This window comes from Streptococcus oriscaviae, from assembly GCF_018137985.1.
GTDB lineage: Bacteria > Bacillota > Bacilli > Lactobacillales > Streptococcaceae > Streptococcus > Streptococcus oriscaviae.
The window spans coordinates 1,837,553-1,863,975 of record NZ_CP073084.1 but is presented as its reverse complement, the minus strand read 5'-3'; the positions used below and the strand labels follow the sequence as shown (position 1 = coordinate 1,863,975).

Sequence of the window (26,423 nt, the reverse complement as noted above, 5' to 3'; positions counted from 1 at the left end):
TAACCGAAGGTTAAAGTATAAATTCTAGATATTTTTTCCTGATAATTTTACAATTAATTCAATTACCCTTGTAGCACTTCTTTCCAATTCTACCCTTGTAATTGGGTAGGTGACTTCAGTTGAGTTCAGTGCTTTCATTAAATCTTGGAAATCGTGAACTCCACCTGGCATCATCAAATCATTGCCAGCTTTAATACTTCCCGAAGCAATTGCTGATGGATATGTATTTTTACTTTTTCCTGAAAGTCCCGCTGTTACCCAGTCTGACATGACTAAACCTTTGTATCCCCATTCTTTACGTAAAATAGTCTCTAGTATATCTTCTCTTTGAGATGCATGTTCACCATTTAATAAATTGTAGGAGGACATAACTGTTGCAGGATCACTCTCTCTGATAGCAATCTCGAACCCTTTTAGGTACAAATCACGCAATGCACGCTGACTTACAATTGAATTATTCCACATTCGGTTCGTCTCTTGGTTATTACAACAGAAATGTTTGATTGAAACCCCTAACTTATCTAGTTTTTGAACCCCGATAGTAATCGCAGCTGCCATCTTTCCACTAATCAATGGGTCTTCTGAGTAATATTCAAAATTCCTTCCGCACAAAGGATTTCGGTGAATATTCAAGGCAGGAGCCAACCAAATATGAATACCAAAAATTTTCATTTCCTTACCGACTAGATTACCAACTTGCTCTGCTAAGTCAGTATTCCAACTCTGTCCGATTGCTGTTCCGATTGGAATTGCCGAGCAATATTGTTCAAAAACTTCACCGACAATTTTTTGTTCTTTCATCTTATCAAGGCCCAAGAGTTGAATCATTGAATCCGGAAGCACTTCCATCAATGATTCAAAAGAACCTGTGTCAAGACTATAGGCACCTGTTTCATCTCGATAGTATTTTCTCGAAAGCCGTAGTCCAGCAGGTCCATCAGCCATTACTAGTGCAGGTAGATTCTCAATTTTCGAAGTAGTTTCTCCTGCTGCACCCGCAACTTTTCTGCCTGCATTTCCTATAAAGCTATTATTTCCACTATCTTCAAAGCCACCAAGACAGATATATGCTAATTCTTCATTTGTTAATCCTTGCACAAAATCACGAATATTCTGATCACTGCTATGTGTTTCATTAACTATTTGAGGAATTTCATCTGAGTTTATTTGTATGATTGGTAAATCTGGTAACACATCATCCTGAATGTTCTGATTAGGGATCCAATCTTCAAAATCAGGCTGTCCACCTGCATCTGAAAGTTTTTGAACTAGTGTTCGTGAGGAAATGTTAATGACCGCCACTGGTTCAGTTTGGTTACTTGTATTTCCTAATCGAACAATATAACTTCCGCTCTCCAATATTTTTGAAGAACTTTTAGTATCAAAGGACGCCAAATCACGAATATCGAATGTTAATATCAGTGTTTCACTTTCACCTGGTTGTAGTTCTTTGGACTTTTTAAAAGCTGCAAGTGTTTGGAATGGTTGATCGATTTTTCCGCTAGGAACTGATACATATAGCTGTAAGACCTCTTTTCCTTTAAATTCGCCTGTATTTGTAATTTCTGTTACCAGACGAATTTCAGTCTTATTACGACTAATTTCACTGACTTCCCAATCAAAAGTTGTATATGTTTTCCCAAAACCAAACGAGAATACAGGTGTAGTTTGTACTGTATCAAAGTATCGATACCCTACATAAATCCCTTCTTTATATCGAGTGTCATCAATTTCTGCGAAATCACCAATTTGAGGATAGTCTTCATATTTTGCCCAAGTAGTTGTCAATTTTCCTGAAGGGTATGCATGACCTAACAGAACATCCGCAAAGCCATCTCCAATTGCAATACCTGTCTGTGAGATAAGTAGAATATTTTCAACTTTATCTACGATTGGAGATAAATCAACCACACCACCAACATTTAGAACCAAAATGAACTTTTCGTAGGTTTCTTGTAAATGACAAATCGTATTAATTTCGGTAGTTGTTAATTGAAAGTCTCCTTTTACTGCCTCACGATCCGAACCTTCGCCACTCACCCTTGCTAACACATAGATAGCCGTATCGGCATTTCCATTTGTTGCAAGCTCATACTCTGGTTCTGGCATAACTGCACCAATACCGAGCATAATTGCTGTGATACCTTCTTTTTCAATCCGATTCTTGATGTTATCGCAAAATTCACTATGAGCTTTCTGCCAAATTTCATCATAGCTATCTAACCAAGTAGTTGTCCCAATTTTGAATCCTGCATTCAACAACCCTTCTTCAATCGTTGTAAAATGCCGTACATTTACATCACCTGAACCGGTTCCTCCTTTTATTGTACGTCTTGCGCCATTTCCGTACAAATCAATCAGTTGTGGACCATCTAGCGGAAAGTCTTCATTTGATTTCAATAAAACCATACATTCTGGAGTCAATTCCCTTAATTTCTGATAATGTTCTTCTTCATGTGCTTGAAGTGTCATTTTGATTTCCTCTACTTTCCCTTTAGATATTAAAACTGTTGTTCAAATATTGAAAAGCTTTTACATTTGTAAAACAAATTTTTGTTAAGATTTTCATTTCATTGAGCCATTAGTAGGTTTTTGACAATTGCTGCTCGCATTCCTGTCTTGTGATCTCACCTGAATTACATTTCGCCATTAATTCAGCATCCCCATCATCTAACTTATAAAACATTAATGTAATTGCTGCTAGAATAAATCCGAGACCAGGAATCAATGTATATACTACCCACATACCATGAATAGCCTGAGGTGTTTGATAGGCTGCTTCTCCTATTTTTGTCCCCATTTCAAGTAGTTCTTGATAGCTTCCAGCTTTAATTTCGTTCCATCCAAACAAACCTAAAATCAATAGGCCAATACTAGCTCCAATACCATTCGTTGCCTTATTTACAAAAGAATTGAGTGCATAAAATATGCCTGAACAATCTTTTCCTGTTTTATAGCGTGTAAATTCAATAGTATCAGGTGCAATAAAATTTTGAAATACATATCTAAGTGAATTTGCAAGTCCAGCTAATACCCCCAAAGTAATGAAAATCACTAAATTTTTGTAACCTAGAAAGTATTGCAATATAAAGGTAGCTCCAAAGAAGAAGCTTAAACCAACCATGGAGTTTTTACGACCGAATTTCTTAGCAATCTTATCTCCCTGACTACTGATTAGAATTCCAGGAATGAAAGCGAGCAATAATGGAAGTTGAACGATGGCGGTGTTTCCATCAAAGAGATAGAAAGAAGCCAATGAGCCTACAGCTGTTGCAGTAGCTGTAACACCTATAATGAGTGAAGAAGACAAGAAAATTGCCATATACTTATTCACTTTTACACAATTCCACATGTCCTTTAAGGTATAAGTTTCATTCTCTTCTAACTCCGTATTTTTGAGTTTTATATTGTACTCTTTGCCATTTTTTACTAAAGGTAACATCATGATCAAACATACTGATACTAGGAGAATCGCACTTTTCGAGAATGTCAACCCCAATCCGACTTTTGGATCTACCAATAATGTTGAGACAATTGAAAGTAGTACTACTGCGATTACTGTAACAATTCCTCTGACTGTAAGAATTCTGTTACGTTCATCAGTCACGTCAGTAAGAGTCAAAACTAGGCTACTCATTGGTGTTTCAATTAAGGTACATGAGAAATCATAAAATAGATAGGAAACAATAAACCATGCCAGTTTAGCCCATTCAGGAAGTGAATTTGGCATAGAATAAAATACTATTGTGAACAGAGGGAATAAGAAAAATGTCAGCTTGAACCAAGGAAGATATTTTCCATCCCCAACGATACGTTTTAGACTTTGAATTTGACTGAGTTGAATTTTGTCAACCCAAAATCCAAATAGGATGTCATTGAAGGCATCAATTAACTTTAGAATCAATAATAATCCTGCGAGAACACTTAAATTTACTCCTCTTAAAGCTAAGAATGCGGTCATATAAGTTTGAAATATCATTGTCCCAAACATTCTTCCAGAATCTGCTAAGTAATAATTTAAACGCTCTTTCCGGCTCATTCGCCAATTTACTTGTTTGTTTTTCATTAGTATGTCCCTCTAATCTAAAAATGTGAGCCCAACTGTCGATGGACTATCTGTCAAATTTTCCCAAAGCCATTCAGAACAGCTTTTTCCTTCAACCTGAACATCATAAAATTCCTTATCAGAAATAATACAGTGCTTTGTCAGCTGGTGTACTTTTTCACTCTTTGGTCTCGATGGAATATCGAATATATATATCTGAGCACTTGGAATTTGGTGTTTAACTCGTTTCATCATTTGTTTCAGCCAAACTTTCAATTTCTCCCCACTTTCTCTAGAAAACTCAAAACGACCATTTTGTAATAAGTTAACCATTCTAGCTAATGCACCATCTCTATTTGATACAGTCAGTAATATACGAATTTTCCCATGGTAATCACGTTCTAAGGCTTCTAAAGCATCTAGAGTAATATTATCCGAATGGATTCTATTGATTATCTCATTAGGAGATTGCCAGACATATTTCGCTACGTTTTTCCAGTCATCCATTGGGAAAAATCCACTATCAACCAAACAGGTAATATCTTCACATTTTGGGTACATTTTACAAATTGTATCTGTTAATAAAGCTGCTCCAAAGCCACCACCAGAACAACCAGTTACAAGTAAAGTATTCGGATTATCAACCATTTTGGTTACTTTTTCCATCAATTTTACGAAATTTGTGTACCCATGATGGTGACACAACCTATTACTTCCATCTAAAGCAACATAGGGAAAATCTCCCGTACCGCTGTGAAAATCACCTGTGGAATATGGAATTACTAGTTTAGACCAATCTTTGAAGCTATTTCGTTCACTATTCTCGAATATTCCATTTTTTACAGCAAGGTCCGAGAATAAATCAACATGAATCATATAATATGAATCTTCAATATTCTTTTGGTATAAGGAACTCGGTCTAGCCGCTGTATACTCATTCCAACTCACTCCTCCTCCTTGGAAGAATATCATCAATTTATTTTCTTTTCCTTTTTGAAAATCAGCATAAATTGGTTCTCCATTTGCTGATACACAGCCTTCTGCATAGATTCGATACCATTTATTCTGGACAGGTTCCCCTTTTAGTTCTGGGAACCTCTTTTTGCGAAGATAAGGGGTTATCAATTTTAGCCAAATCGGCTCTCTTTCCCATGATTCTAACTTCATAGTGTTCACCTAATCTACTTTAGAGGGGTCTAAAACTAAAGATGGTCCCTTTCTCTTGCTGTCACCTTTTCCCCAGACTCTCATTGGTACGACACCCGGTGCAAAAAAGAGCTCTTTTTCATTTCTTACATTTGAAAAATCAGGATTTTCAGCAACATATATCCACTTAGTTAAATCTTCCTTTGTATATAATCTTTTACGATGACCTGTCAATAAATAGTCTAGTTCTAACTTTTCTAATTTTTTCAAACTGCTACGGTAGGTAGTTAAGTTAGTAGATTCAGGTAAAAATAGGTAAGGACCATCACATGCACCATCTGAAACAATTGCAAGTTTAAGTTCTGAAAAATAGAGTGCTACACTGCCAGCAGTATGGCCTGGAATCTCTATGACTTTCCCTGTAATACCACCTAAATCAAACATGTCTCCTTCTTTGATAAATTTGAAATTGTTAAATTGTGAACGTTGTTCATCAAATTTAGCAGGTGTCTTCGAAGTGAAGTCTCTCCAAAACAAAATCCTTTTAAAAATTTTTATCGATTCTTCAACTTTTCGATGTAAGGACGGTTGATGATGTTGTTTGTAAAGCTCAACATCTTTTTCATGAATATATGTAGGACCATCAAAGAAAAAATTTCCACCAGAATGATCGACGTGACCATGTGTATCTACTACATATAGCGGTAATGTAGTAATTTCTTTCACAACCTGACTAATGTCACCGTATCCATATCCGGTATCTAAAATCATCGCAGCTTTCTCACCTACAACAACATAGCTCATAACCAAAAATGAATTGATCACGTAAACATTTGGTAAAAGTTGTTTAATCTTATACATTTTACTTAATGTTTTGTCCATATTTTTATCCTCTAATAGCTTCAATAGTATTGAGTTCATTATCTAAGGAATCAATATATTCTTTTGGTAATCCTGCAACTTCTAACATTCCTCTCAATGTATAGAGTGTTTTTACGTACGATGCCGCTGCACCATCATAACCTTTCGCTTTAATAATCGTATCAATTGTTTTTAATTGTTCACCGATGATGTGAGAAATTCGTTCACCTTGTTGTTCAAGATACAAAACAGTACAATCTACAGAAAGATACTTTTCCATATCCCCACTAACACATCTTTTTATTTCTGGTTTAGTAAAACCATTTGAGGTAAAGATTCCCCATACCTCTTCTAAAAACCTAGTAGCTTCATTCATCCAACCTTGAGCACCTCTAGAAATTGAATTTTGATTAACCCACCGAGCACCATTAGAGTAGCCGTGATTGCCATAAGAATGGATATGTAATTCAAAATTAATTCCATTTTCTGTTAGCGCACTAGCAAAATTCATTGCATTCGATACACTAACTAGTAAATCATCTCTTGCAGCAGAAATAAAGCATGGCGGGGTTAAATCGTCAACTTCTTGAGCTGGACGAGGGAGCCCTGGAGCACAAAAATCACACATATCATCATTGATTGCTGGATAGACTAAGATAGCTGCTTTAGGTCTATTTTTCGCTATCGTTGCGGTGCAGGCCGCTAAGTGCCCGCCAGCTGAAAAACCACAGACAGCAATTCGATCAGTATCAACAAACCATTCATCAGCATGCTCTTTAATTAAATCATATGCTTCATCGTAGTCATTAATTGGATGTGGCCAGATCAATTCTTTCTGTTCAGCACGAACAGTATATCTTAAGATAAATGCTTGATAGCCAACTCGTGCAAATTCTAATGCAACTGGATCCGCTTCTCGGTCGGAACAAATTCCGTACCCACCACCTGGAAGGACAATTACCGCAGGGCGCTTATGAATCCCTTCAAATTCACCACCAACTTCTTGAAGATAACCTGTAAGTTTCACACCACGTTCCTTATTCGTTTCAATTTCAATAACTTTCATATGACACCTCATTTTTTGTATGCGTTTACATTTTTTATTATAATCTTTCGTAAATCATTTCACTTTCCTAAAATTACTCTTTTTTTCTTAAAACAACTTTGGTAGTATAGTTTTCACTTCTCAGTTGAAATTTTTAAAAGTGTAATTTATGGAATTAGCTCATACTAGTTTTAAATGTGTAGTTACCTTCTTCTAATCTATGATAGAGTCCATCTGGTAAAGTTAAATGACCGACAGTATTTTCTGGTATTGTACATTCATAGAGAAATGCATCATTTTCAATCTTCCATTTGGAATAGATTTTTCCATATTTCGTCTGATAACTCCCTTCTGCCCATCTTAGGCTGCCACCTGGAATTGGTTTTAGCTCAAATTCTTTAAAACCTGGTGCCTCAAAGATTGGACGGATTCCAGCAATATATTCAAAGAAAAATTGACAAACAGCTCCAAATGAATAATGATTCAGACTATCTCTAAAGTTTGTAAATCCATCCCAATTCTCAGGAATTGTTGTCGCTCCAACCGTAATGGGTTGAAGCCAACCTGGTGAATCAGTTTGCTCCAAAATTTTATAAGCTTCTTCAATTAGCCCATTATCACATAACACAGGTAGCAAATAAACTGTTGACAAAAAACCTGTATTTAAATGATAATTTGAATTTTCTAGTTCTTGTTTCAACTGCTTAATGACAGAAGGTTTCTTTCTTTCGTCTACCAAATCTAATGCAAGAGCTCTAATATAAGGTGCTTGATGACCTTTTAATATTTCACCATCATCTGCGACTAAGTAATTGTTATATGCTTTTTTAATTTTTTCTGATAATTCTTTGTAACGTGCTACATCATCTAGCTTATTCAGAATTTCTGCAATGTGTGCCATATTATCACAAGAACGCTTTGTATATGCAGTGGCAACTTCTGGTTGTCCATATTTTGCCATATGTTTTACAAAATCTTCTGGCTTACCTCCATTTTTAAAGAGTTCAATAACTGCAGGCTCAGGTGGTAGCGGTTCATTCCATTCTCCATAGTGGAAACGAGTATCATAAATATAATCACCATCACCGTTTCTATACCATTCCTTGTCCTCGTATTTTGGATTTCTCTCTTTCATGCAACTTATTGAAAACTCAAGCCATTTTTTTGCTGTTTCATAATGATCTTCTAAAATCTTTTTGTCCCCATACATCAAATACAGCTGATAGGGCAACCAAACTGCAGAGTCTCCCCAACCCACACTATCCTCACCGATATTTCCATTTCCTAAAGGGCCTGCTAAAGCCATCTCAGGTCTAGTAGATTGAATGCGTACTAATTCTATCGGATTATGAACAGAGGAGGTTGATGGGAAAGTAATTCCAACTTTTCCACTTGAATATTGCTCAATTCTCTGATCAACTAGCCATTTTTTGAAAAATTGTTCTACATTCATGAAATACGCAGCTGTTCTTATATATATTTGAGCATCACCAGTCCAGGCATTTCTTTCCCGAGTCGGGCAGTCCACTGGAACATCTAAAAAATTACCTTTTTGACTCCAGCGGGCGTTCTCCACCAGTTTATTTATCAATGGGTTTGAACAATGAAAATCTCCAGTTTGGTCCATGTCTGAATAGACAGCAATAGCTGTAAATTCTCCGTTTTCAATTCCTTGAATTAAGGCATAACGGAAACCAAAGTAGGAAAACGATGGAGCATATTCTTCACGTTCTCCACCTTTACAAATATAAGTAATTTCCTGAAATTCTTTCATTCCAGCATCACAGTTGGCTGTCGAAAAATTTCCTTCTAAATCTAGTGCCTCACCGTGTTTTATCCGTACTACTTGTCCAGGCTTTGTATTATACAAGACCATCCGAACGTAGCCGGCAACATTCTGTCCAAAATCTGCAACTAAATTTCCACTAGTATCTCGGAACAACTTAGCAGGAAAATGCTCCTTCTCTCTTACTGGAACACTCTGATTATCGATTAAGTCGGCATCCGTCTGTTCAGTTTCGACCTCAACTCTTTTCCAATTTCCAAGTGTAATTCTTGCATCAAAGACTTCGCCTCTTTGAAGATCCGATTTTTGGATGGGACCTTCACCAACCTCAAAAGATTCATCCGTATAAACCATTTCAATGCTACCATCGGCATAAGATAGTGTTAATTGCCCCCAGAGAGCCAAGCGATACCCAAAATTATTGTTCCAGCGCCACCATCCGTCTCCTACTGTCGTTAACCAACTATTGGTTCCAATATGGAGTTGACTTATAACATCATATTCTTGAATCTGAATACGATGATAATAACTTGTAAAACCTGGTGTAAACTTATGATCAGTTATTGACTTGGCATTAAATGTAACATCATAAACACCGTGTGATGTTATATGAAGTTTCGCTCCAATCAGACCTTGTTTAACTTGAAATTCACATCGAAAAACAGACACGACTTTATTTTCTTCCGAATCAATTGGATTGCAAATCCATTTAGCTAACTTGTTCATTACCATTACCTCCAGTGTACTTTTTCATAAAGCTAAGAATATGATCAAAACATAATCTGGCGTGTTCATTTTCTTTCACAAGATTCAAATATCCATGTGGTAATTCACAAACGTTTTTCGGAACGAAGAAATACTCACATTCAGTACCAACTTCTGTCAACTTTTGAGCAAAAGCGCTCATGTCATCTGGAAAACCATCTGTGTTTCCTGCTGTAAGAAAAGTAGGTCGATACCCTATAGTGATAAATTCATATGCATTGGATTTCTTGGCAGTTGGGCTTTGCATATTCATTGTCCCTAAGTAGTTTCCAGTCATCAACTTTAATTTTAGACCGAATTTTTCAGTCATAAACGGAGCATCATCAATGATCAATGCTTTTATTCTTTCGGCTTTTATTGATGGGGTAATGCCAAGAATTTTTTGATATTCCTCATTCGCTAATAGTGAACCATACTGCCCAACTAGGACGGCACCGGCTGACTGACCAAATAACACTACATTTTGCATATCCAAACCTAATTCAAAATCATGTTGTAGCAGAAATTCAATAGCTTGATTCATCTGAATTAAGGGTACAGGGAAATGATAATCTGGTACGAGTGCATAATTTACATTAACAAAGTTAAATCCATTTGCCGCAACTTCTTCGAACAATCTGTTAGCATCATCATCTACTGCTAATGGATCACCTAGTCTTTTGTCTCCTCCAAAGAATCCTCCCCCGTGAAAATATATGACCGTGGGGCGCCGAACCGAGGTATCCTCGCTAGGATATAAGATATCTAAAAAACTATTGGGATACTCGGTACCATAACCTATTTCTGTTACAAGCAATTGCTTATTTTCTTTTATCATTCGCATAGGTGGATCGAAAGGTTCATAAGAGTTTATCGGTCTTTTATTTTTATATAAGACATTCTGAATTCGACCGACGATAAGTTGCGGATGATAATAGACATAAACTGCTACTGCAATACCAATTACGGAAATACATGCGACAATCAATAATACTATAGAAAAAAAATCCATTTTACTAACCTTCCAACTTTAATTTGTATAGATTTACATCCCCTGAACCCATATATTTTAGATATAGAGCTGAATGAACACTACCTGAAGTATGTAATACAGATGTAAACCAAAGCTTTTCATCTGTCGCAACTACTTCAATCTCACCTAAAATTGCTTCCTGACCAAACTCTTCATCATATGAAAGAACAATCTTACCCTCACCATTTCCATCAAGCTTTATTCCGATTTCCTTTGTTTTTGATAAGTCAAAGTATTTATAGCCAACCACTGTTTCATCTTGTATATTGGCTATGTATTGAGTCTCTACAGTTGAGCCATCTTCCTCTTTCTGAGTAAAATACGGATGATTCCCTTTCTTGTAATCTTTTTCCGCATGATAATAGATTGCTCCTTCCTTACTCCATAGATGACAAGCAATGGAGCAATTGTAAATTCCATTACCACTTAATACCCCATCATTTAAGCCACAACTGGTTAATTCAGCCTGTAGAAAATGCCCACTTTTAGTTCGCTCTAATTTTTCTGCGCATGCTTGCCGCGAGTAAGTATGCCCATTGGTTTGACGATGGTAAAATACATACCATTGGTCATTGACACACACGATACTTCCGTGTGTATTTCCTGCGTAATTCTTGTATTTTACTGACCCTGAAAGTCCATAATCACAATTACTAATTAAGGTTCCTTGAAAGACAAAATCTTTGAATGGACTGTGACTTGTCGCATAGCATAATTCATGTGATCTTTCTGATGAATAAATAAAATAATAAGTATTTTCAATTTTTCTCATTGAGGCGGCTTCATAAAAACCATATCCTTCAAAGCTTGTTCCTTTACTATATTTTTTCTTTGGAACAATTGAACCATAATACTCCTTAATTGTGATCATATCGTCATCAAGTAAGAATGCATATGCACCATTCATTTGATACTTTTTACAAATATCTTTAAAGAACCCTTCCTCTTCAGGACCAAAACCTGTATAGAGATAAATTTTTCCATCATCATCTTTGAAGACACCTGGGTCAAACATAAAAATATCATTTTCTCGTGAACCAGCAATCGTCCCATCCTCCCACCGGACAATGCCGTGATATTTGTATGGTCCTGATGGTTTCTCGCTTACAGCAACGGATACGAATGGTACTTTTCCAAGCGCATAATATAAATAGTATTTGCCATCGTTACCTTGCACCACATCGGGGGCTTGCATAATGCTGTCACTTTTTGCAAAAGGATCTTGAGATTTTCGATACATGATACCATGGTAGTGCCAATCAGAAAGATCCGTTAGTGGAGCAGAGTAACAAACATAATCATTTAAGCAGAACTGATTTCCGTCAAATTTATCATGGCTACCAAAGACATATAATCGATCTTCAAAAATATGCGGTTCACCATCTGGGATATATTCACAATTGGGTAAAAATGGGTTAAAAACTTGTTTTTTCATATTCTTTCCTCTTTTCACATTATTTACTGTATTATAAAAAAAGTAAACGCTATCAACTTTTCTGTTTTTCTTGTTTTTTTTCTATTATTACGATATTATCGTTTAAGAAATATCTAGAAAGCGAGTTTTCGAATGCAATATCTCACAGATAAAGATTTTGAAACCTTTGTTGATCTTTTAAAAATTAGAAAGGACGAACTGCAACATAGTAGAGTTCCCTTAGAATATGAAGCTGAACTCCTAAAGCAAATTGAAAATGGAGAATACCAACAGTTAGAAGGACAGTCATTTATAAAACTAGAAAGTACTCTAATGGAAAATGAAATTGAAGTAAAATTAAAATTGCAATTTACTCTAGTTTCAGCCATCACACTTTTCTCCAGAGCAGCCATTTCCGGTGGTCTATCACCTGATGAGGCATTTTCAATTTCTGATGCAATGCTTTACTATATTGCAAAATCAAAAGATACCAAAGAATTTAATGAGTTGTTCCAATTTGCAGCAATATTTTTTGCCAAAAAAGTAAGTTCTTCAAAAGAAGAGCACCTTCCTCACCATGTGAAAAAAATCTGCACCTATATTAGCAACCATATATTCCATAAAATCACAATTACAGATTTAGCAAATTATGCAAATTTATCCCCAAATTACATGTGCAAGTTGTTTCATTCACATATGGGAGTTACCATACATAAATATATCCAGAGTGAGAAAGTGGAAATTGCCTGTAACTTCCTTAGCCAAACAGATGTTTCCATTCTTGATATTTCAACCTATCTAGGGTTTAAAACTGTCAGCAATTTTTCTGTCATCTTTAAAAAATGGAAAAAAATGACCCCTTCAGAATATAGAAAAGTACACTTTAAGAATGTCATTTAACCGCAAAAAAAAGGCCGACTGCTAGGTAACGAAAATACCTACCAATCGGCTTTTTATCATTTTATTTAATTCCCAATATTGAACGGAAAAATTAGTTTTTCTTCAGCCAATCTCCGATGGCTGCTTCTAAATAGTTGATGGCATCTACTGTCGACCTGCCGCCTTCCTTTTTCCACAAAAGGCTTGACCTGCTCCCAATTCTTGTACTGTCATCCATTTATTCCTTGGCTCTATCGTCTATAAATGTCATCAACCGCTCGAATGCTTTAGCAGACACAGGGTCATTTCGTAGATTCGCCACAAAGCCATGGGGCTTTTCAAGCCCTTCTTCTGCTAAGGGATCGACCAATTCATTCTCAACTCCCGCTTGCTTCAAGGCTTTATTGAGCGACACCATATCTGTCCGATACTCGCTTCCCAGGAGGAAACTTGCTGGGTAGTCCTTGTTCACATGGAAAATCGGGTTATAGGCATTGATTTCTTCCTCACTTAGATAAATGGTTTCTGAAACATAATTTCCAACCAAAATCTTGGTCCTTAAGCTAAATTTGGCGTAATCTAAGGGAGCGTCGTCGATGACCAGAGCCTTGACATGTTCTTTTTCAATAGTTGGTTCAATGTTCAATAGCTGAGCGTAATCATTGTTGGCTAAGAGACTGCCATATTGTGCTACCATGATGGCACCTGCTGATGAGCCCATTAAGACGACATTGTCCATGTTCAAATGGTATTCTTCAGCGTGTTCCTTCATGTAGGCGATGGCCTGATTCATCTGAATCACTGGTGTTGGAAAATGGTGGTCTGGTACAAGGGCATAGTCCACATTGACCACATTATACCCTTTTGACACGATATCGTCAATGAGATAGGTCGCTTGGCTGGCAGCCAGAGGGTCCCCCATATTTTTGCTGCCTCCAAAGAATCCACCACCGTGGAAATAGAAGAGGGTTGGACGGTCAGCTTCAAAATTTTGGTCTGGATAGGTAATATCTAAAAAGCTGTTAGGATAGTCCTTGCTATAGGCAATCTCACTTTTCAGATACTGACCATTTTCTTTCAAGCCGTCAATGGGATCATAAAGGGGACTGTAAGAGTTCGGTGAACTCTCCTGGTACATAAACGATTGAATGACCCCGACCACCAACTGCGGATGATTGGTAACGGACACATAGGCAATGAGACCGAGGCTAGCTACAATCCCAAGGGTCCATAAGATGATTTTTTTGAATTTTTTCATGAAGAATTCCTCTCTTTTTACACATTTTTTGAATAAGCTACTAACATATAGTCGAATGAATTAGCTTTCAGACAAGGAACTGAAGTGCAGGTTGCTAGAACAGCCTAGAGGCTGTTCTAGGTTGGAAATAAGACTTGCGATGTAAGTCACTTTCGTTGAGTACGGCAAGGCGAAAGTGACTATGTATCAAAGTTAATTCAAATGACTATAAAACAAGGACAAACAATAGAAAGACAAAACTCGCTTTTGAAAAGCGATGATAGCTTCTAGTCGTTTCGTTTTTGGTCTTGATAGAGTTTGTTTTGAACTATTTCAGGCGAGTTTCCTTGAAATGCCGTCTCTGCTTCAGGGTCCCCTTGTAATTGCCACATAAACCAAGCTACCATATAGCCATTTGGAAGACTAAGCATATCACCATGTCCAGCTTCTTTTCTCCGAGCCATTACCTTTGTGATGGTAGCTGGTAATGTTTCATAAATTTGTGTCAACTGCTTGCCAGACACTACCAAATCCTCATCTCCAGCACCCGTACCTGAGACAAGAAAGGTCGGAACAGTGATCAAGCTCGGGTCATAGTCCCATTCTAAATTACTAGAAAGTTCTAAATTTGCAGGACTTGCAGCGTAGATGGCTTTGATCATATGCCCATGCTTTTGTTCTGTAACAGCATTAAAGACCCCTACACCACCTTGAGAATGACCTGATAATCCAATCTTATCTAAATCGACTTTACTAAAGAAAGGATTTGATTTTAGGCCTTCAACAGTCTCATTATCATTTAGCTTGATAGCAAGTCGCAAGCTCATTTCGGATGAAAATCCATTCCAAGAATATTCTTCCTCAGTACCAATCACAATAAAGCCCCAAGAAGCCAAATGTTTCAAAACAGCCGCATACTTAGAAGCTCTAACACCGGTACCATTAGAAAATATCACAACTGGAAATTTTCTGGTTTCTGTTTCAATACTTGTAGGATAATATAGTTCATATTTTTTGAAATTTTGTAAAGCATTGATTTCGAGATAGGAAACGTCATAGTTTCCTAGCCCAAGATACTTTTTCTCAACAGCTCCTCCCGTTTCAACTACTTCTGTGTAGTTAGAAGCTACTGATGGCTTGCTGGCTAAATACAGGAAACCAATACCCAAACAAGCTATTAAAATCCCAATGCCGATTAAAACTTTTTTCATACTTTCTTTTTTCTGTCCTTTATGGTATCTTTTTAGAAACAGGTGTTTCGTTTTTTATCAGTATAGCAGATGAACAGTGGGAAAACCAGTCCCAGCTCTGCTATTTGCCCCAAAGGAAACAAATGAAAGGAAGTGTTTCGTGTGGAAAAAGTGAAGCGGAAAGAATCGCTATTTGTGGAGAGTGTCGTGGAGGCTCTGTGGGACTTGCTGGAAGACAAACCCTTTGAAAAGATTAGTGTGTCAGAGTTGGTAGAGCGGGCCGGTGTCGGTCGGGTGACCTTTTATCGCAACTTTTCCAATAAGGAAGAGGTTCTCAAACGCTCCTTCAACTTGGAATTGCAAGCCTGGTTGACCGAGCGGCAGATGGACTTGTCAGATTGGTCAGATGCTCGTCTATTACTAGCTTTACGGCAATTTTTTGACTTTTGGTATGAGCAACAGGATAGGATTCGCTTATTGACAGCCAACCATTTGGACTACTTGCTCGAGGAAGCCTTGGACAGCTACTTCAAAGAAAGACTGGGGGACTTGACTGATGATTTTCACCTGCAATTTATCGTGGGGGGATTTTTCCGAGTGCTTAAAACCTGGGTTGCTAGAGGCTGTAAGGAAAGCCCTGATGACATCATGCGGCTGATGGGGGAGCAATAGGACAAGCTGGTCAACTGTCTTGACCAGGCCAAGCAAAAAGACTTAGACAACTGTTTTTCAGTCACTCTAAGTCTTTTTTGTACATAGTGGTCATTGTGAAAAGATGACAATTTAAGTCCTTTTCACTTTTTCTTCAATGGCTTTTTCTAGGTCAACTAGAACATCAGACATATACATGGTTTTCAATTCTTTCTCCATAGCTGTCTGGACTTGGACTAGTTTGTCGTCCACAGCAGCATGGATATTCCCCCCCACGATGCAGGCAGGATGGGGATTTTCATGAAAGTTGAACAAGCCTTTCTTATCGATATTGTCAACCGTAACAAAGATGTCATAAAGGCTGATGGCATCAAGTGGCTTTGCTAAACGAAATCCGCCGCTACCTTGCTTGGCATCTACAATTCCCGCCTCCTTCAAGCCAGATAGAACCGAGCGAATGATAACGGGATTGGCTTGAATGCTGTTTGCCAAAACCTTGCTGGTGACACGTTGCTGGTCTTGAAAGAGATGGATAAAGGCCAAGGCATGAATGGCAATGGTAAATTTATTTGAAATCTGCATAACAACCTTTTACTCGCTGACAAGGCTGATACGTGCTTTGAGATGATTACCTGATGCAATCTCGTCAATCATACCAATGGCATAATCTGCATAGGAAATAACACTTTCTCCCTTGCTATTCAAGACCAACTCTTCACCGCCAAGAATATAGCGACCTGTCCGTTCGCCGTCTGCTTGGAAATCACCTGCTGGGCTTACATAGGTCCAGTTGACATCATCTACTTGACGAAGGGCCTCAAGTGCTTCCTTGTGAGCATTTAGCACAGGCAATACTTCCGCTGGAAACTCTGTCACATCTGCCACAGTCAAGGTATGTTCTGGATTAACATACAGGCTTGCTGCTCCACCAACCACAAGCAAACGTGTTTGTGAATCTTTTAGGATAGCCGCCAAATGTTTGGCTGCATCAGGAACCATATGCACAGTGTCTGCTGTCCAGGCACCTACTGCATCCACTACCGCATCAAAACCAATCACATCATCAGCTGTCAGGTCAAAAACATCCTTTTGAATAACCTGCTGTGCGACTGTCTTATTTTCATCACGAACGATAGCCGTTACTTCAAAACCACGTGCGACCGCTTCTTTCACAATCAAGCTACCTGCTTTACCGTTCGCTGCTACTACTGCTATTTTCATTTTCTTTTCCTCCGAAATGTTTTTGTTGTAAATTATTTTGTTACAACTTTACGTACACTAGTATATCCTAACCCCTAATAGTTGTCAATAGTTTTGTTACAACTTTTTTCGAAAATTGTCGGCAGGTTCATTTATCGTAGAAAAAAGAGGCCAAGTTCAAGCCACGAGCCACTTCTCATCGACAGTTCAGCATTGGAAGGCGGCTAAAAAAAGGGAGCAGGACAGAAATCGGTCATTTCTAAGATAGACGATTTCTGCCCTACTCCTATTTTATTCTTTTTATAAAGTATCTTCTTTCTTATATCCAAACATCCACGTCAATGCAAATGCAGTTGCAAATGCAATGAGGTTTGTCAGGATATAAAGCGGTAATTGTTCATTCAAGTATAGAAGAGTTCCAGGAATCCCTGTCAACCCCAATCCTGTCGCTTTCAGTTGGAAAATAGATGCGAAGAATCCTCCGATACCACCACCAATCATTGACATAATAAATGGTCTTCCAAGGCGTAATGTAACACCAAAGACAGCTGGTTCCGTAATACCGAGCGAAGCAGACAAAGCCGATGGATAGGCTACCTGTTTCATTTTGTTTGATACGGTCTTAATGGCAATGGCTAGAACTGCACCTGCTTGAGCAACGTTTCCACATGTTCCAACTGGGTTTAGTAAGTTCCACCCATCTTTTGCAAGCATATTGATTTCAAGGAGACTTAGAATATGGTGAATCCCCAAAATACCAAGCAATTGCCCAAATGAGCCATAAATCAATCCACCTAGACCAAATGGTAATGTTAATAAAAATTCAACCGTAGCAAGTACATAAACTTCAATTTCATGGAAAACAGGACCGATAATAAACAGACCTAAAACCAAACCACTCAATAGTGTCAAGAATGGACGTAAGATTAAATCAAGAGAATCTGGAATTGTCTTTTTAAGCCATTTTTCAATCTTCGTGGTAATAAGAGCCGTCATAAAGGCTGGCAGAACAGAGGCCTGGTAACCAACAACCTTAATAAAACCAAAGAAGACCATCGGTTCAGCTTCACCTGAACCAACCGCATAGGCATTCGGCAAAATGGAGTTAACCAACATCAAGCCCAAGACCATACCAAGAATAGGTGTTCCGCCAAAGATTTTAAATGTAGACCAAGCCACAAGTGCTGGTAAAAACGCAAAGGCTGTATCTGTTAGGATTTGAGTAAATTGAATCAACTGAACGGGTACATCATCAGGTGTCAAACCAAAAATACCAAGAACAGCTTCCTGAGTCAGTAGCCCACGTAAGCCCATAAACAAACCAGTGGCAACCAGTACAGGAATAATAGGTACAAATACATCCCCAAAAATCCGAATAGCCCGTCTAAAAGTTAGTTTTTCTGGTGCAGTTAAATCATCATCGACTTTAGCAGACATTGCTTGTCCAATTAAAGGCATAAATTCTTCATAAACCTTATCAACAAGTCCTGTCCCAAGGATAATTTGATATTGGCCGGAATTATAAAAGCTACCTTTTACTTTATCTAAATTTTCAACAGCTTTTACATCAACCAAATCCTGATTTTTTGTAATGATTCTTAACCGAGTTGCACAGTGTTGGGCAGACTTTACATTCTCTGCACCACCGACATACTGTAGTATTTCTTTTGCTAGTGTTTTATTATCCATTTTCTTCTCAACTTTCTAATTTTGAATAGGTAATCTTCATCTGGTGCGAGGAACGAATGTCACAAGAACGGTTTTCTTGCTGCAAGAAATAACGTAAGGACATAACCTTCTCACCCTGGTTTATGAAAAATTCCATGGCAGAGCTATCAATAAAAATTTGCAGTGCAGTCAGTTCCTTGAGTGGAACTGTTTTTGTATGCACCTGTTTATCTGACCAAGATATTCTTGAAAGGATAAATTCTTGATTCTTGTATACAAGAGTCACATTTTGGTCAAAGAATGCAAGTTCAAAGCTCGAAGGGCTATTACTCCATGTCATATCAATAACAGACTGAGTAGCCAGCTCCTCTGATTCATAACGAACCGTTTCAAGCGATTCTATCAATATTCTTCTTTCAAGAATTTCTTGGAGAGGCAATTGGTAAAGTTTGCCATCTATCACCCTTAATTCCCTAGGCATGGTCAGACAATGTAGGTAACCGAACTCTCTTGTCGGGCAGGCTTCTTCCTCTTTAGAGTTCATACGACTCATCCATGCCCACATCAAGCGTCTTCCTTTGGGATCTAAAAATGTTTGCGGAGCATGAAAATCAAACCCATCATCTATTGGTCGAATTTCCGTTTTTGGATGAAACTCATTCCTGTTTAGATTCCCAATATAATGAGCTGAATAGCCTGAAATATCCTTATCATTTCTCAAGTCACGCTTCTGAGGACAAACTAAGAGTACAGACTCTCCATCCAGTTCAAAATAATCTGGACACTCCGCCATCTGTTCTAAATCCTTTGAAGTATAGAAGATACCTCGATAGTTCCACTCTTTACAATCAATGGATTGATAATAGGCTATCGCCCCTTGACCAGTTTTTGTCTGACTACCAACAATCATGTGGTAACCATTTTGATCAGACCATACCTTAGGATCACGATGGTGTTCTGTATATTCTTCTGGTGTCGTGATAACTGAGTCATTTTTTTGAAAGGTTTTGCCGTCTTCACTGATAGCTTGGCATTGAAGAGAACGCCTTTTTCCATCTATTTTACTATTACCAGTATAGAAAATGTGCAGCTTATCTTCAATCACAAGAGCTGAACCCGAATAGACTCCCGACACATCCTTGTCAGAATCTGGAAGCAAGGCACTCCCTTGATGTTCCCATCTTAGTAAATCATTTGATGTAAACAAGCCCCATTCCTTATAGCCATGATGGAGATCAAAGCGATTCCATTGGTGGAACACGTAATAGGTTCCTTGAAAATAGGTTAGGCCATTTGGGTCATTCAATAACCCTCTAGGAGCTTCAAGATGAAAATAATTTTTATATAGATTTTCCAAATATTACCTCCCGAATAAATAAAACGCTTTCAACTAGTTGTTGTTTATATTTTAGCGGATTGACTGCTATTATCATATAGAAAATTTATAGTACTTTATGGAAAAATCTAATCTCTTCTGGTATTTTATTTCTTGTTTCGCTATACTGTAGATATGGAACACTATCTCAAACAATACACTGATCGTTTTACTGATTTTAGTAACAAACATATCTCGGACTTAATTCTTTACAGTAGCGGTATCGAACAATGCATCCCCAACTACTCCTATAGTCTAAAAGGTCGTGAATACCATCTCATTACCTTTGTCAGTCAAGGAAAAGGAACCTTTGAGATTGAAGACAAAGTCTACGACATTAAGGCTAATCAACTATTTATTATTCCTGCAGGATATTGGTTCAAGTATACCGCTGATGCCACTGATCCTTGGAGATATTCTTGGATTGGTTTTTTGGGAATTAAGTCAAACTTTATTTATCAGGCTGCCGAAAGACACCAATTTGTCTATGATTGCAGAGATGCTAGCCAGTATGAAGGCATGATTGCAAGCATTCTTGACAGTTCGGGCGACACCTTTAGTTCCTTCTTGAAAATTAACGGACTGATGTATAGTCTTCTGGGTGATTTGACCGAGGAAATAGGGATTTTGAACCAATCTACCAATCAGCAACTTTCTACACTTGCTAGACATTTTATGGATTTACATTACCATGATCCTATCCAAATGACTGATGTTGCAGAGTTTGTGGGGGTTCATCCCAACTATCTGGCCAATATTTTTAAGAAGGAAACCAATACCACTCCCAAAAGCTATCTGACAAATTTACGGATTCGAAAGGCCAAGGAACTACTTCTCGAAACCAGCGATTCCGTTTCGTTGATTTCCCAGTCCGTTGGATTTACTGATAGCCTCTCCTTCTCCAAATTTTTCAAGAAGGAAACAGGAAGCTCTCCTCTGCATTATCGAAAGGAACAGGCCCATGATTCAGATTCGCTTTGATCAGCAACAGAACTTTTTTTACCTCTCCAACGCCCGTATGTCTTATATTCTGGAACTTTACCAAAACCAGCAGCTCTTTCATCGTTATTGGGGGCCAAAACTGACTCACTTCCACGCTTGGAATCAGGCACCCAGCCAGAAAAAGACCTTTGCGGCCTTTAGAGATTTTGACCAACCTCAGGAGTCCCTCGAAGCCTATCCCCTTGAATTTTCCTTGCCCTATCAGGGGGACTATATGGAGCCTAGTCTTGAAGTTATCTTGGCTAATCTTTCTCAAATCGTCCATTTTGACTTTCAATCCTATCAGATTATTGAAGGGACTCCTGAACTTGAAGGCCTGCCACATGCTCGAAACAACCAGGACAGTCCTGCCCAAACCTTGATATTGACTTTTGTAGATGAAAAAGCCCAACTGACACTGGAACACTATTATACTATTTTCCAAAATCATGACAGCATCGTTCGTTCTTACAAACTGCTGAACCACGGAAAAAATCCCGTGATGATCAATAAGTTGATGAGTGCTTCTATTGATATTCCCTTCGATTATCAAGTGCTGACAAGTTTTAGCGGTTCCCATCAGGCTGAATTTCAATTACAGAAGAAAGAAATCCATCCAGGACAAAGCATGCAGTCTACACGGAGAGGGGCTAGCGGTCCACAGTATCCCCCTTTTCTTGCTATTTCATCTGCAAACACAGATGATTTTTCAGGTGAAGTAAAAGCCATGACCTTGATCTATAGTGGCGAACACGCTGAATCTGTAGAGCGTAATCAGTATGACTTTGTTCGTCTGCAAATCGGGCTAAATCCAGATAGCTTTTCATGGAAACTCAAACCAAATGATAGCTTTCAGACACCCCAAGCTATCCTCACCTATAGTAAAGAAGGTTTTAACGGCATGTCGCAACAATTTCATCGCTTTACGAAAGACCATCTTGTTCCGCCTCAGTTTGCACATCGTTACGCTCCAATTTTAGTCAACAGCTGGGAGATGACCTACTTTGATGTCAATCATGAAAAGATGGCCTCACTTATCTCCAAAGCTGCTCAGCTTGGGTTTGAAGCTGTTATTTTAGATGACGGTTGGTTTCTAGGAAGGGAGAATAGTCGGTCTTCTCTTGGTGACTGGACGGTTGACAGAGAAAAATTTCCCCATGACCTCCACCCCCTCATTCAGACCTGTCATGAACATGGCCTGCAATTTGGTATCTGGTTTGAACCCGAAATGATTTCCTCAAGGAGTCTTCTGGTTCAAGAAAAACCTCATTGGGTAGTGGGTTCCAAGTTCCGCCCCCCATTGTATAGCCGTCACCAATATTGTCTGGACCTAAGTCAAAGAGAGGTTCAGGACTGGCTGATTGATACCCTGACCCACTTTATTCAGAGCTACCAAGTCGATTATATCAAGTGGGATATGAATAGACATCTGGTAGAACACGAAAGTCAGGTAACTGTTCTAGGTAGTGCAAAAGAATTTGCCCATCGTTATATGCTGGGTCTCTACCGAATTGTTGACACTATTACCAAACGCTTCCCTGACTTATTGATTGAAAACTGTTCTAGTGGCGGTGGCCGATTGGATTACGGGATGCTCTACTACTTCCCACAAACTTGGGCAAGTGATAATACAGATGGATTTGACCGCCAGGCGATTCAAGACGGGGCAAGCTATCTCTTCCATCCCTATCAATTGACTGGACATGTTTCTGTTACTCCCAACCATCAAACTCAGCGAGTGACCCCGCTTCAAACCCGCCTCGATCTAGCATCTGCTACGAATATGGGCTACGAACTCAATCTACTTGACTTTTCTGAGGAAGAGGAGGTGGTGGTTATGGAGCATATCAAGGAATACAAAAAACAGCGTCCCCTTATAAAACACGGTAATTTCTATCGCTTGCAGTCTCCTTTCACTAGTAATCAGACTGCCTGGCTGTTTGAAAGTCCTGATAAATCCCACTATCAACTCGTTGCCTTTAGAAATATCTTCAAGGTCTCTCAGCATCATACCATTATTAAGATTCCATATCTTGACCAAGACGCAAACTATGTAGACCAAAACGGAAGAGAATTTTCAGGAGCTGAGTTGGCCTATTCTGGTATTCATATTCCATTTGCAGCCAGTGATTTTCAGTCTTATAGTCTGGAATTACGCAGAATATAAAAAGTACACTAGGAACATGTGTGAACCTAGTGTACTTTTCATTTCAATGTTTTTCTGGATACTGTTGCTACTACTGTTCTTCTTACCGCCTACTTCCTCCTCGGTTTCAAGGCTGACAGACCGTGGGCCTTGATGGTTTGAAGAAGATAGGGCCAGGCATGCTGACTGATTTTGACACTTTTTCCCTTGGCCAAGCCTTTCATCTGGGCCTCGTAATAACTGACACCGATAATGGGACCAAGAGCCTGATCCAGTTTTGGAAGACCTGTTGTCAGGCGAGGCGTTGTCAGTTGCACATCACCGACTTGACGGTAATCATTGACTAGACTTGCACGAAGGACAAAGGGTCTGGCAAGACCAATCATGGACACACCATCCTTGATAGCCTCCTCCATCTGAGTGACTTTTCGGAAACCGCCTGTTGAAACAATAGGAACAGAAGTCAAATCTGCTAAGGCAAGGGCATAGGTCACAAATCCAGCCCCATTCTCATATTCACTGCCAAAAACCGGCGTCTCATAATTGCCACCTGAAATTTCAATCAGGTCGATACCCAAGTCAGACATGGTTTTCACCACATGCTTACAATCCTCAAAACCAAAGCCTTCTTCCTTAAAATCGGAAGCATTCAATTTCAAGGCGATGGTAAAATCTGGCCCCACTTTTTCACGCAGACCTTGGTAGATTTCCACCAAGAAGCGCATGCGATTGTCCAGACTTCCACCATAAACGTCCGTCCGCTGATTATCTGCTGGCGAGAGGAATTGATTGATCAAGTAACCATGTGCAGCGTGCAACTGTACACCTGTAAATCCTGCAGCTTTTGCCCGAAGGCCTGCTGCAATAAAGTTATCCCTGGCTTCTTTGATGTCAAACACGGTCATCTCTCTCGGAGGACGAAAGGCAGAAGCTGAACCACCTGAAATCGGAATGGCACTGGGTGCAATGGGGGTTTGATTGATGGAGCGATACATCTGTTTGCCAGGGTGATTGAGCTGGAGCCAGATAGGCACACCGTTCTTTTTCCCAATGGCTGCCCATTTCCGAAATTGAGCCAGATGAGCTTCAGAATCAAGAACCACATTGCCCGGCTCACCAAGGTAGCGGCCGTCCACCATGACATTGCCTGTCACTAAGACGCCCATTCCCTGCTTGGCCCAAAAATCATATAAGGCGATCAGGTCATCTGAGGGAGCTCCCTGACTATCTGCCATGGTTTCGCTCATGGCGGATTTGAAAAAGCGATTGTCTAAGACCTGATCATTGGGCAGTTGCAGGCTTTCTAGCAAGATCTTAGTCACGGTAGCCCTCCTTGAATACGTGGATTTTCTTATCAAGATAGGCTAGTAAGGCTTGGCTCTTTGTCCAATCAAAGCCTTTTAGGCTGACCTTTGCCACTTTCTTTTCTGCAAAATAGCGACCTGACGCCCCAGCCACTTCTGGTGACAGGCTTAAGTAGTAACCTGTTTCAATCCCCTGGTCCAAATCCTTGGAAAATGGTTTCATCAGACGAGTGAGAATCCGACTTTTCAGGTTGCGTTTGACGCCATCATTGCCCAGATTTGTCGCAATCAAGCCAGGATGGTAGGCATTGATGGTCACAGATGACCCTTGCTTTTCTAAGGCTTCTACCTGAGCTATGGCCAGCCAAATGGTGTATAGTTTGGCATTATTGTAAGCCATGGCTGCAGAATAGCTCTGCTCTAAACCAAAATCCAAGCCTCTGATTTGTGCAAAATGGTGCATGAAAGAAGAGGTATGAATGACCCTGCCTGCTGCTTTTTCCAGCAAGGGCAGCAACTCCGTCGTCAGGATATAGGGAACTTGGACAGACAGCATGAAGGTCATCTTGATATTTTCTGCCGTTGCCACACGGGCATCACCAAAGTAGGCTCCCGCATTGTTGAACAAGACATCAATCTGCTCAAAATCTCGTTTAATCTCTTGGCTGAAACGATAGACATCTGCTAACTTGGAAAAGTCTGCAAGATAGCCGTGAACCTTTTTATTTCCTGTTTTTAGGTGGATATCACTGAGAGTAACTCGGAGTTTTTCGCTATTTCGCCCGTGCAAGATGACTTCATGACCTTCACTGGCCAATTTCATGGCTAGGTGTTTGCCTATTCCGTCTGTTGAACTTGTGATTAAAATGGTTTTAGGCATTGGTTTCCTCCAAAAAGGCCATCAAAGATTTTGAAAACTCCTCTGCATTTTGGAAGATGGAGCCGTGACCTGCATTGGTATAGATGATCAGTTGGCTGTTTTTGATTTTCTCGTGCATGATATAGGAATTTTCAGTTGGAACTTGCATATCCTTATCGCCATTGACAATCAGGGTTGGTTGCGTGATAAAGGCCAGCTCGTCTTGAGGCTCTCTGCCCCAGCCTTTGATAGCTTTCAGCTGTGTCAAAAATCCTGGAACCTTCATGGCTTTGTCAGCATCAGTTGCCCTTCTTTGGCCCATACGACCCAAGACTTTTTCTGCCTCGAAACGACCTGCTTCATCATGATTGTAAAAGATGTAGCGTTTTGGATCCACACGCTCAAAGCCAGCCCTCAGCATATAGCGGAAGGTTTTTCCTGTCACCTTATCGACTTCAACACCACCACGAGGACCTGTGCCTGCTAAAATCAAACGGTTGACTAGCTGACTATCCAGACGGACAATTTCTTGGGCAATAAAACCACCCATAGACAGACCCAGCAGATTGATTTTCTCATGACCCAAAGCCTTGATGATGGCAAGAGCCTGCTCGGCCATTCCTGGAATAGTCGGTGCTACCTTGCCCTGACTAGCTCCCACGCCAGGCAGGTCTAGGACAATCACATGGTGCTGTTCAGCCAGCAAATCCAGCAATTTTGGATCCCAGTTGTCCAAGGTCGCTGCTAGGTGAACCAGCATGACCAAAGGAAGGTCTGACTTGCCCTTGCTGAGCTCACGATAGGCGATTTGGTTCCCAGCGACAGTAATATAGTTATTTTTTTTTGTGATATAAGACAT

21 protein-coding genes are annotated in these 26,423 nt (G+C 39.3%); 4 read left to right on the top strand and 17 right to left on the bottom strand.

Annotated features, from left to right (window positions below):
* Nucleotides 1-24: 24 nt before the first annotated feature.
* From INT76_RS09405 to INT76_RS09370, 8 genes are all read right to left on the bottom strand, one after another.
* Complete coding sequence (locus INT76_RS09405) at nucleotides 25-2,472, bottom strand: glycoside hydrolase family 3 N-terminal domain-containing protein (RefSeq protein WP_212570182.1); 2,448 nt, start codon at nucleotides 2,470-2,472, stop codon at nucleotides 25-27.
* Between the two features lie 109 nt (nucleotides 2,473-2,581).
* Complete coding sequence (locus INT76_RS09400) at nucleotides 2,582-4,066, bottom strand: MFS transporter (RefSeq protein WP_212570174.1); 1,485 nt, start codon at nucleotides 4,064-4,066, stop codon at nucleotides 2,582-2,584.
* Between the two features lie 12 nt (nucleotides 4,067-4,078).
* Nucleotides 4,079-5,212 carry a pectin acetylesterase-family hydrolase gene (locus INT76_RS09395; protein WP_212570172.1) on the bottom strand — a complete coding sequence of 378 codons (1,134 nt, stop codon included), beginning with the start codon at nucleotides 5,210-5,212 and terminating at the stop codon, nucleotides 4,079-4,081.
* 9 nt (nucleotides 5,213-5,221) lie between these two features.
* Nucleotides 5,222-6,073 (bottom strand): MBL fold metallo-hydrolase, encoded by an 852-nt coding sequence (locus tag INT76_RS09390; RefSeq protein ID WP_212570170.1) that lies wholly within the window; start codon nucleotides 6,071-6,073, stop codon nucleotides 5,222-5,224.
* A gap of 4 nt (nucleotides 6,074-6,077) precedes the next feature.
* Entirely contained in the window at nucleotides 6,078-7,118 is a 1,041-nt protein-coding gene (locus INT76_RS09385) for an alpha/beta hydrolase (protein WP_212570168.1), read from the bottom strand.
* Nucleotides 7,119-7,272: 154 nt separating this feature from the next.
* Nucleotides 7,273-9,609: a family 78 glycoside hydrolase catalytic domain gene (locus tag INT76_RS09380; RefSeq protein ID WP_212570166.1), complete on the bottom strand. Its 2,337-nt coding sequence runs from the start codon at nucleotides 9,607-9,609 to the stop codon at nucleotides 7,273-7,275.
* Nucleotides 9,593-10,639, bottom strand: coding sequence for an alpha/beta hydrolase (locus tag INT76_RS09375; protein ID WP_212570164.1), 1,047 nt, complete (start codon nucleotides 10,637-10,639; stop codon nucleotides 9,593-9,595). Before INT76_RS09375 ends, INT76_RS09380 begins: the two co-directional genes overlap by 17 nt.
* A gap of 4 nt (nucleotides 10,640-10,643) precedes the next feature.
* The gene (locus INT76_RS09370) at nucleotides 10,644-12,095 is read right to left on the bottom strand and encodes a family 43 glycosylhydrolase (RefSeq protein ID WP_212570162.1); all 1,452 of its coding nucleotides are present in this window, start codon (nucleotides 12,093-12,095) and stop codon (nucleotides 10,644-10,646) included.
* 132 nt (nucleotides 12,096-12,227) lie between these two features.
* Here INT76_RS09370 and INT76_RS09365 point away from each other — a divergent pair, with 132 nt between their 5' ends.
* On the top strand, nucleotides 12,228-12,974 hold the full coding sequence (locus tag INT76_RS09365) for an AraC family transcriptional regulator (RefSeq protein WP_212570161.1): 747 nt from the start codon (nucleotides 12,228-12,230) through the stop codon (nucleotides 12,972-12,974).
* A 217-nt stretch (nucleotides 12,975-13,191) separates the two neighbouring features.
* Here INT76_RS09365 and INT76_RS09360 read toward each other — a convergent pair whose 3' ends face one another.
* Entirely contained in the window at nucleotides 13,192-14,211 is a 1,020-nt protein-coding gene (locus INT76_RS09360; RefSeq protein ID WP_212570160.1) for an alpha/beta hydrolase, read from the bottom strand.
* A 266-nt stretch (nucleotides 14,212-14,477) separates the two neighbouring features.
* Entirely contained in the window at nucleotides 14,478-15,401 is a 924-nt protein-coding gene (locus INT76_RS09355; RefSeq protein ID WP_212570159.1) for a poly(ethylene terephthalate) hydrolase family protein, read from the bottom strand.
* Between the two features lie 141 nt (nucleotides 15,402-15,542).
* On the opposite strand from INT76_RS09355, the gene INT76_RS09350 reads away from it, so the two are divergent.
* On the top strand, nucleotides 15,543-16,052 hold the full coding sequence (locus tag INT76_RS09350; protein WP_212570158.1) for a TetR/AcrR family transcriptional regulator: 510 nt from the start codon (nucleotides 15,543-15,545) through the stop codon (nucleotides 16,050-16,052).
* Between the two features lie 111 nt (nucleotides 16,053-16,163).
* On the opposite strand, the gene INT76_RS09345 is transcribed toward INT76_RS09350, so the two are convergent.
* The 4 genes from INT76_RS09345 to INT76_RS09330 form a co-directional block, all read right to left on the bottom strand.
* Nucleotides 16,164-16,613 carry an Rrf2 family transcriptional regulator gene (locus tag INT76_RS09345; protein ID WP_212570157.1) on the bottom strand — a complete coding sequence of 150 codons (450 nt, stop codon included), beginning with the start codon at nucleotides 16,611-16,613 and terminating at the stop codon, nucleotides 16,164-16,166.
* Between the two features lie 9 nt (nucleotides 16,614-16,622).
* Complete coding sequence (locus tag INT76_RS09340) at nucleotides 16,623-17,252, bottom strand: NAD(P)-dependent oxidoreductase (RefSeq protein WP_212570156.1); 630 nt, start codon at nucleotides 17,250-17,252, stop codon at nucleotides 16,623-16,625.
* A gap of 279 nt (nucleotides 17,253-17,531) precedes the next feature.
* Complete coding sequence (locus tag INT76_RS09335; RefSeq protein WP_212570155.1) at nucleotides 17,532-18,920, bottom strand: PTS transporter subunit EIIC; 1,389 nt, start codon at nucleotides 18,918-18,920, stop codon at nucleotides 17,532-17,534.
* Nucleotides 18,921-18,927: 7 nt separating this feature from the next.
* Nucleotides 18,928-20,256 (bottom strand): glycoside hydrolase family 32 protein, encoded by a 1,329-nt coding sequence (locus tag INT76_RS09330; protein WP_212570154.1) that lies wholly within the window; start codon nucleotides 20,254-20,256, stop codon nucleotides 18,928-18,930.
* A gap of 132 nt (nucleotides 20,257-20,388) precedes the next feature.
* On the opposite strand from INT76_RS09330, the gene INT76_RS09325 reads away from it, so the two are divergent.
* Nucleotides 20,389-21,255: an AraC family transcriptional regulator gene (locus INT76_RS09325; protein WP_249116146.1), complete on the top strand. Its 867-nt coding sequence runs from the start codon at nucleotides 20,389-20,391 to the stop codon at nucleotides 21,253-21,255.
* Nucleotides 21,236-23,422 carry an alpha-galactosidase gene (locus INT76_RS09320; protein WP_212570153.1) on the top strand — a complete coding sequence of 729 codons (2,187 nt, stop codon included), beginning with the start codon at nucleotides 21,236-21,238 and terminating at the stop codon, nucleotides 23,420-23,422. The genes INT76_RS09325 and INT76_RS09320 overlap by 20 nt, the downstream gene beginning before the upstream one ends.
* A gap of 89 nt (nucleotides 23,423-23,511) precedes the next feature.
* On the opposite strand, the gene INT76_RS09315 is transcribed toward INT76_RS09320, so the two are convergent.
* Genes INT76_RS09315 through INT76_RS09305 form a run of 3 tightly spaced genes read right to left on the bottom strand, consistent with a single transcriptional unit; the run spans nucleotide 23,512 to nucleotide 26,423 of the window.
* Nucleotides 23,512-24,723 (bottom strand): NADH:flavin oxidoreductase/NADH oxidase family protein, encoded by a 1,212-nt coding sequence (locus tag INT76_RS09315; RefSeq protein ID WP_212570152.1) that lies wholly within the window; start codon nucleotides 24,721-24,723, stop codon nucleotides 23,512-23,514.
* Nucleotides 24,716-25,585, bottom strand: coding sequence for an SDR family NAD(P)-dependent oxidoreductase (locus INT76_RS09310; protein ID WP_212570151.1), 870 nt, complete (start codon nucleotides 25,583-25,585; stop codon nucleotides 24,716-24,718). The genes INT76_RS09315 and INT76_RS09310 overlap by 8 nt, the downstream gene beginning before the upstream one ends.
* Nucleotides 25,578-26,423, bottom strand: a complete 846-nt coding sequence (locus tag INT76_RS09305; protein WP_212570150.1) for an alpha/beta fold hydrolase — start codon at nucleotides 26,421-26,423, stop codon at nucleotides 25,578-25,580. Before INT76_RS09305 ends, INT76_RS09310 begins: the two co-directional genes overlap by 8 nt.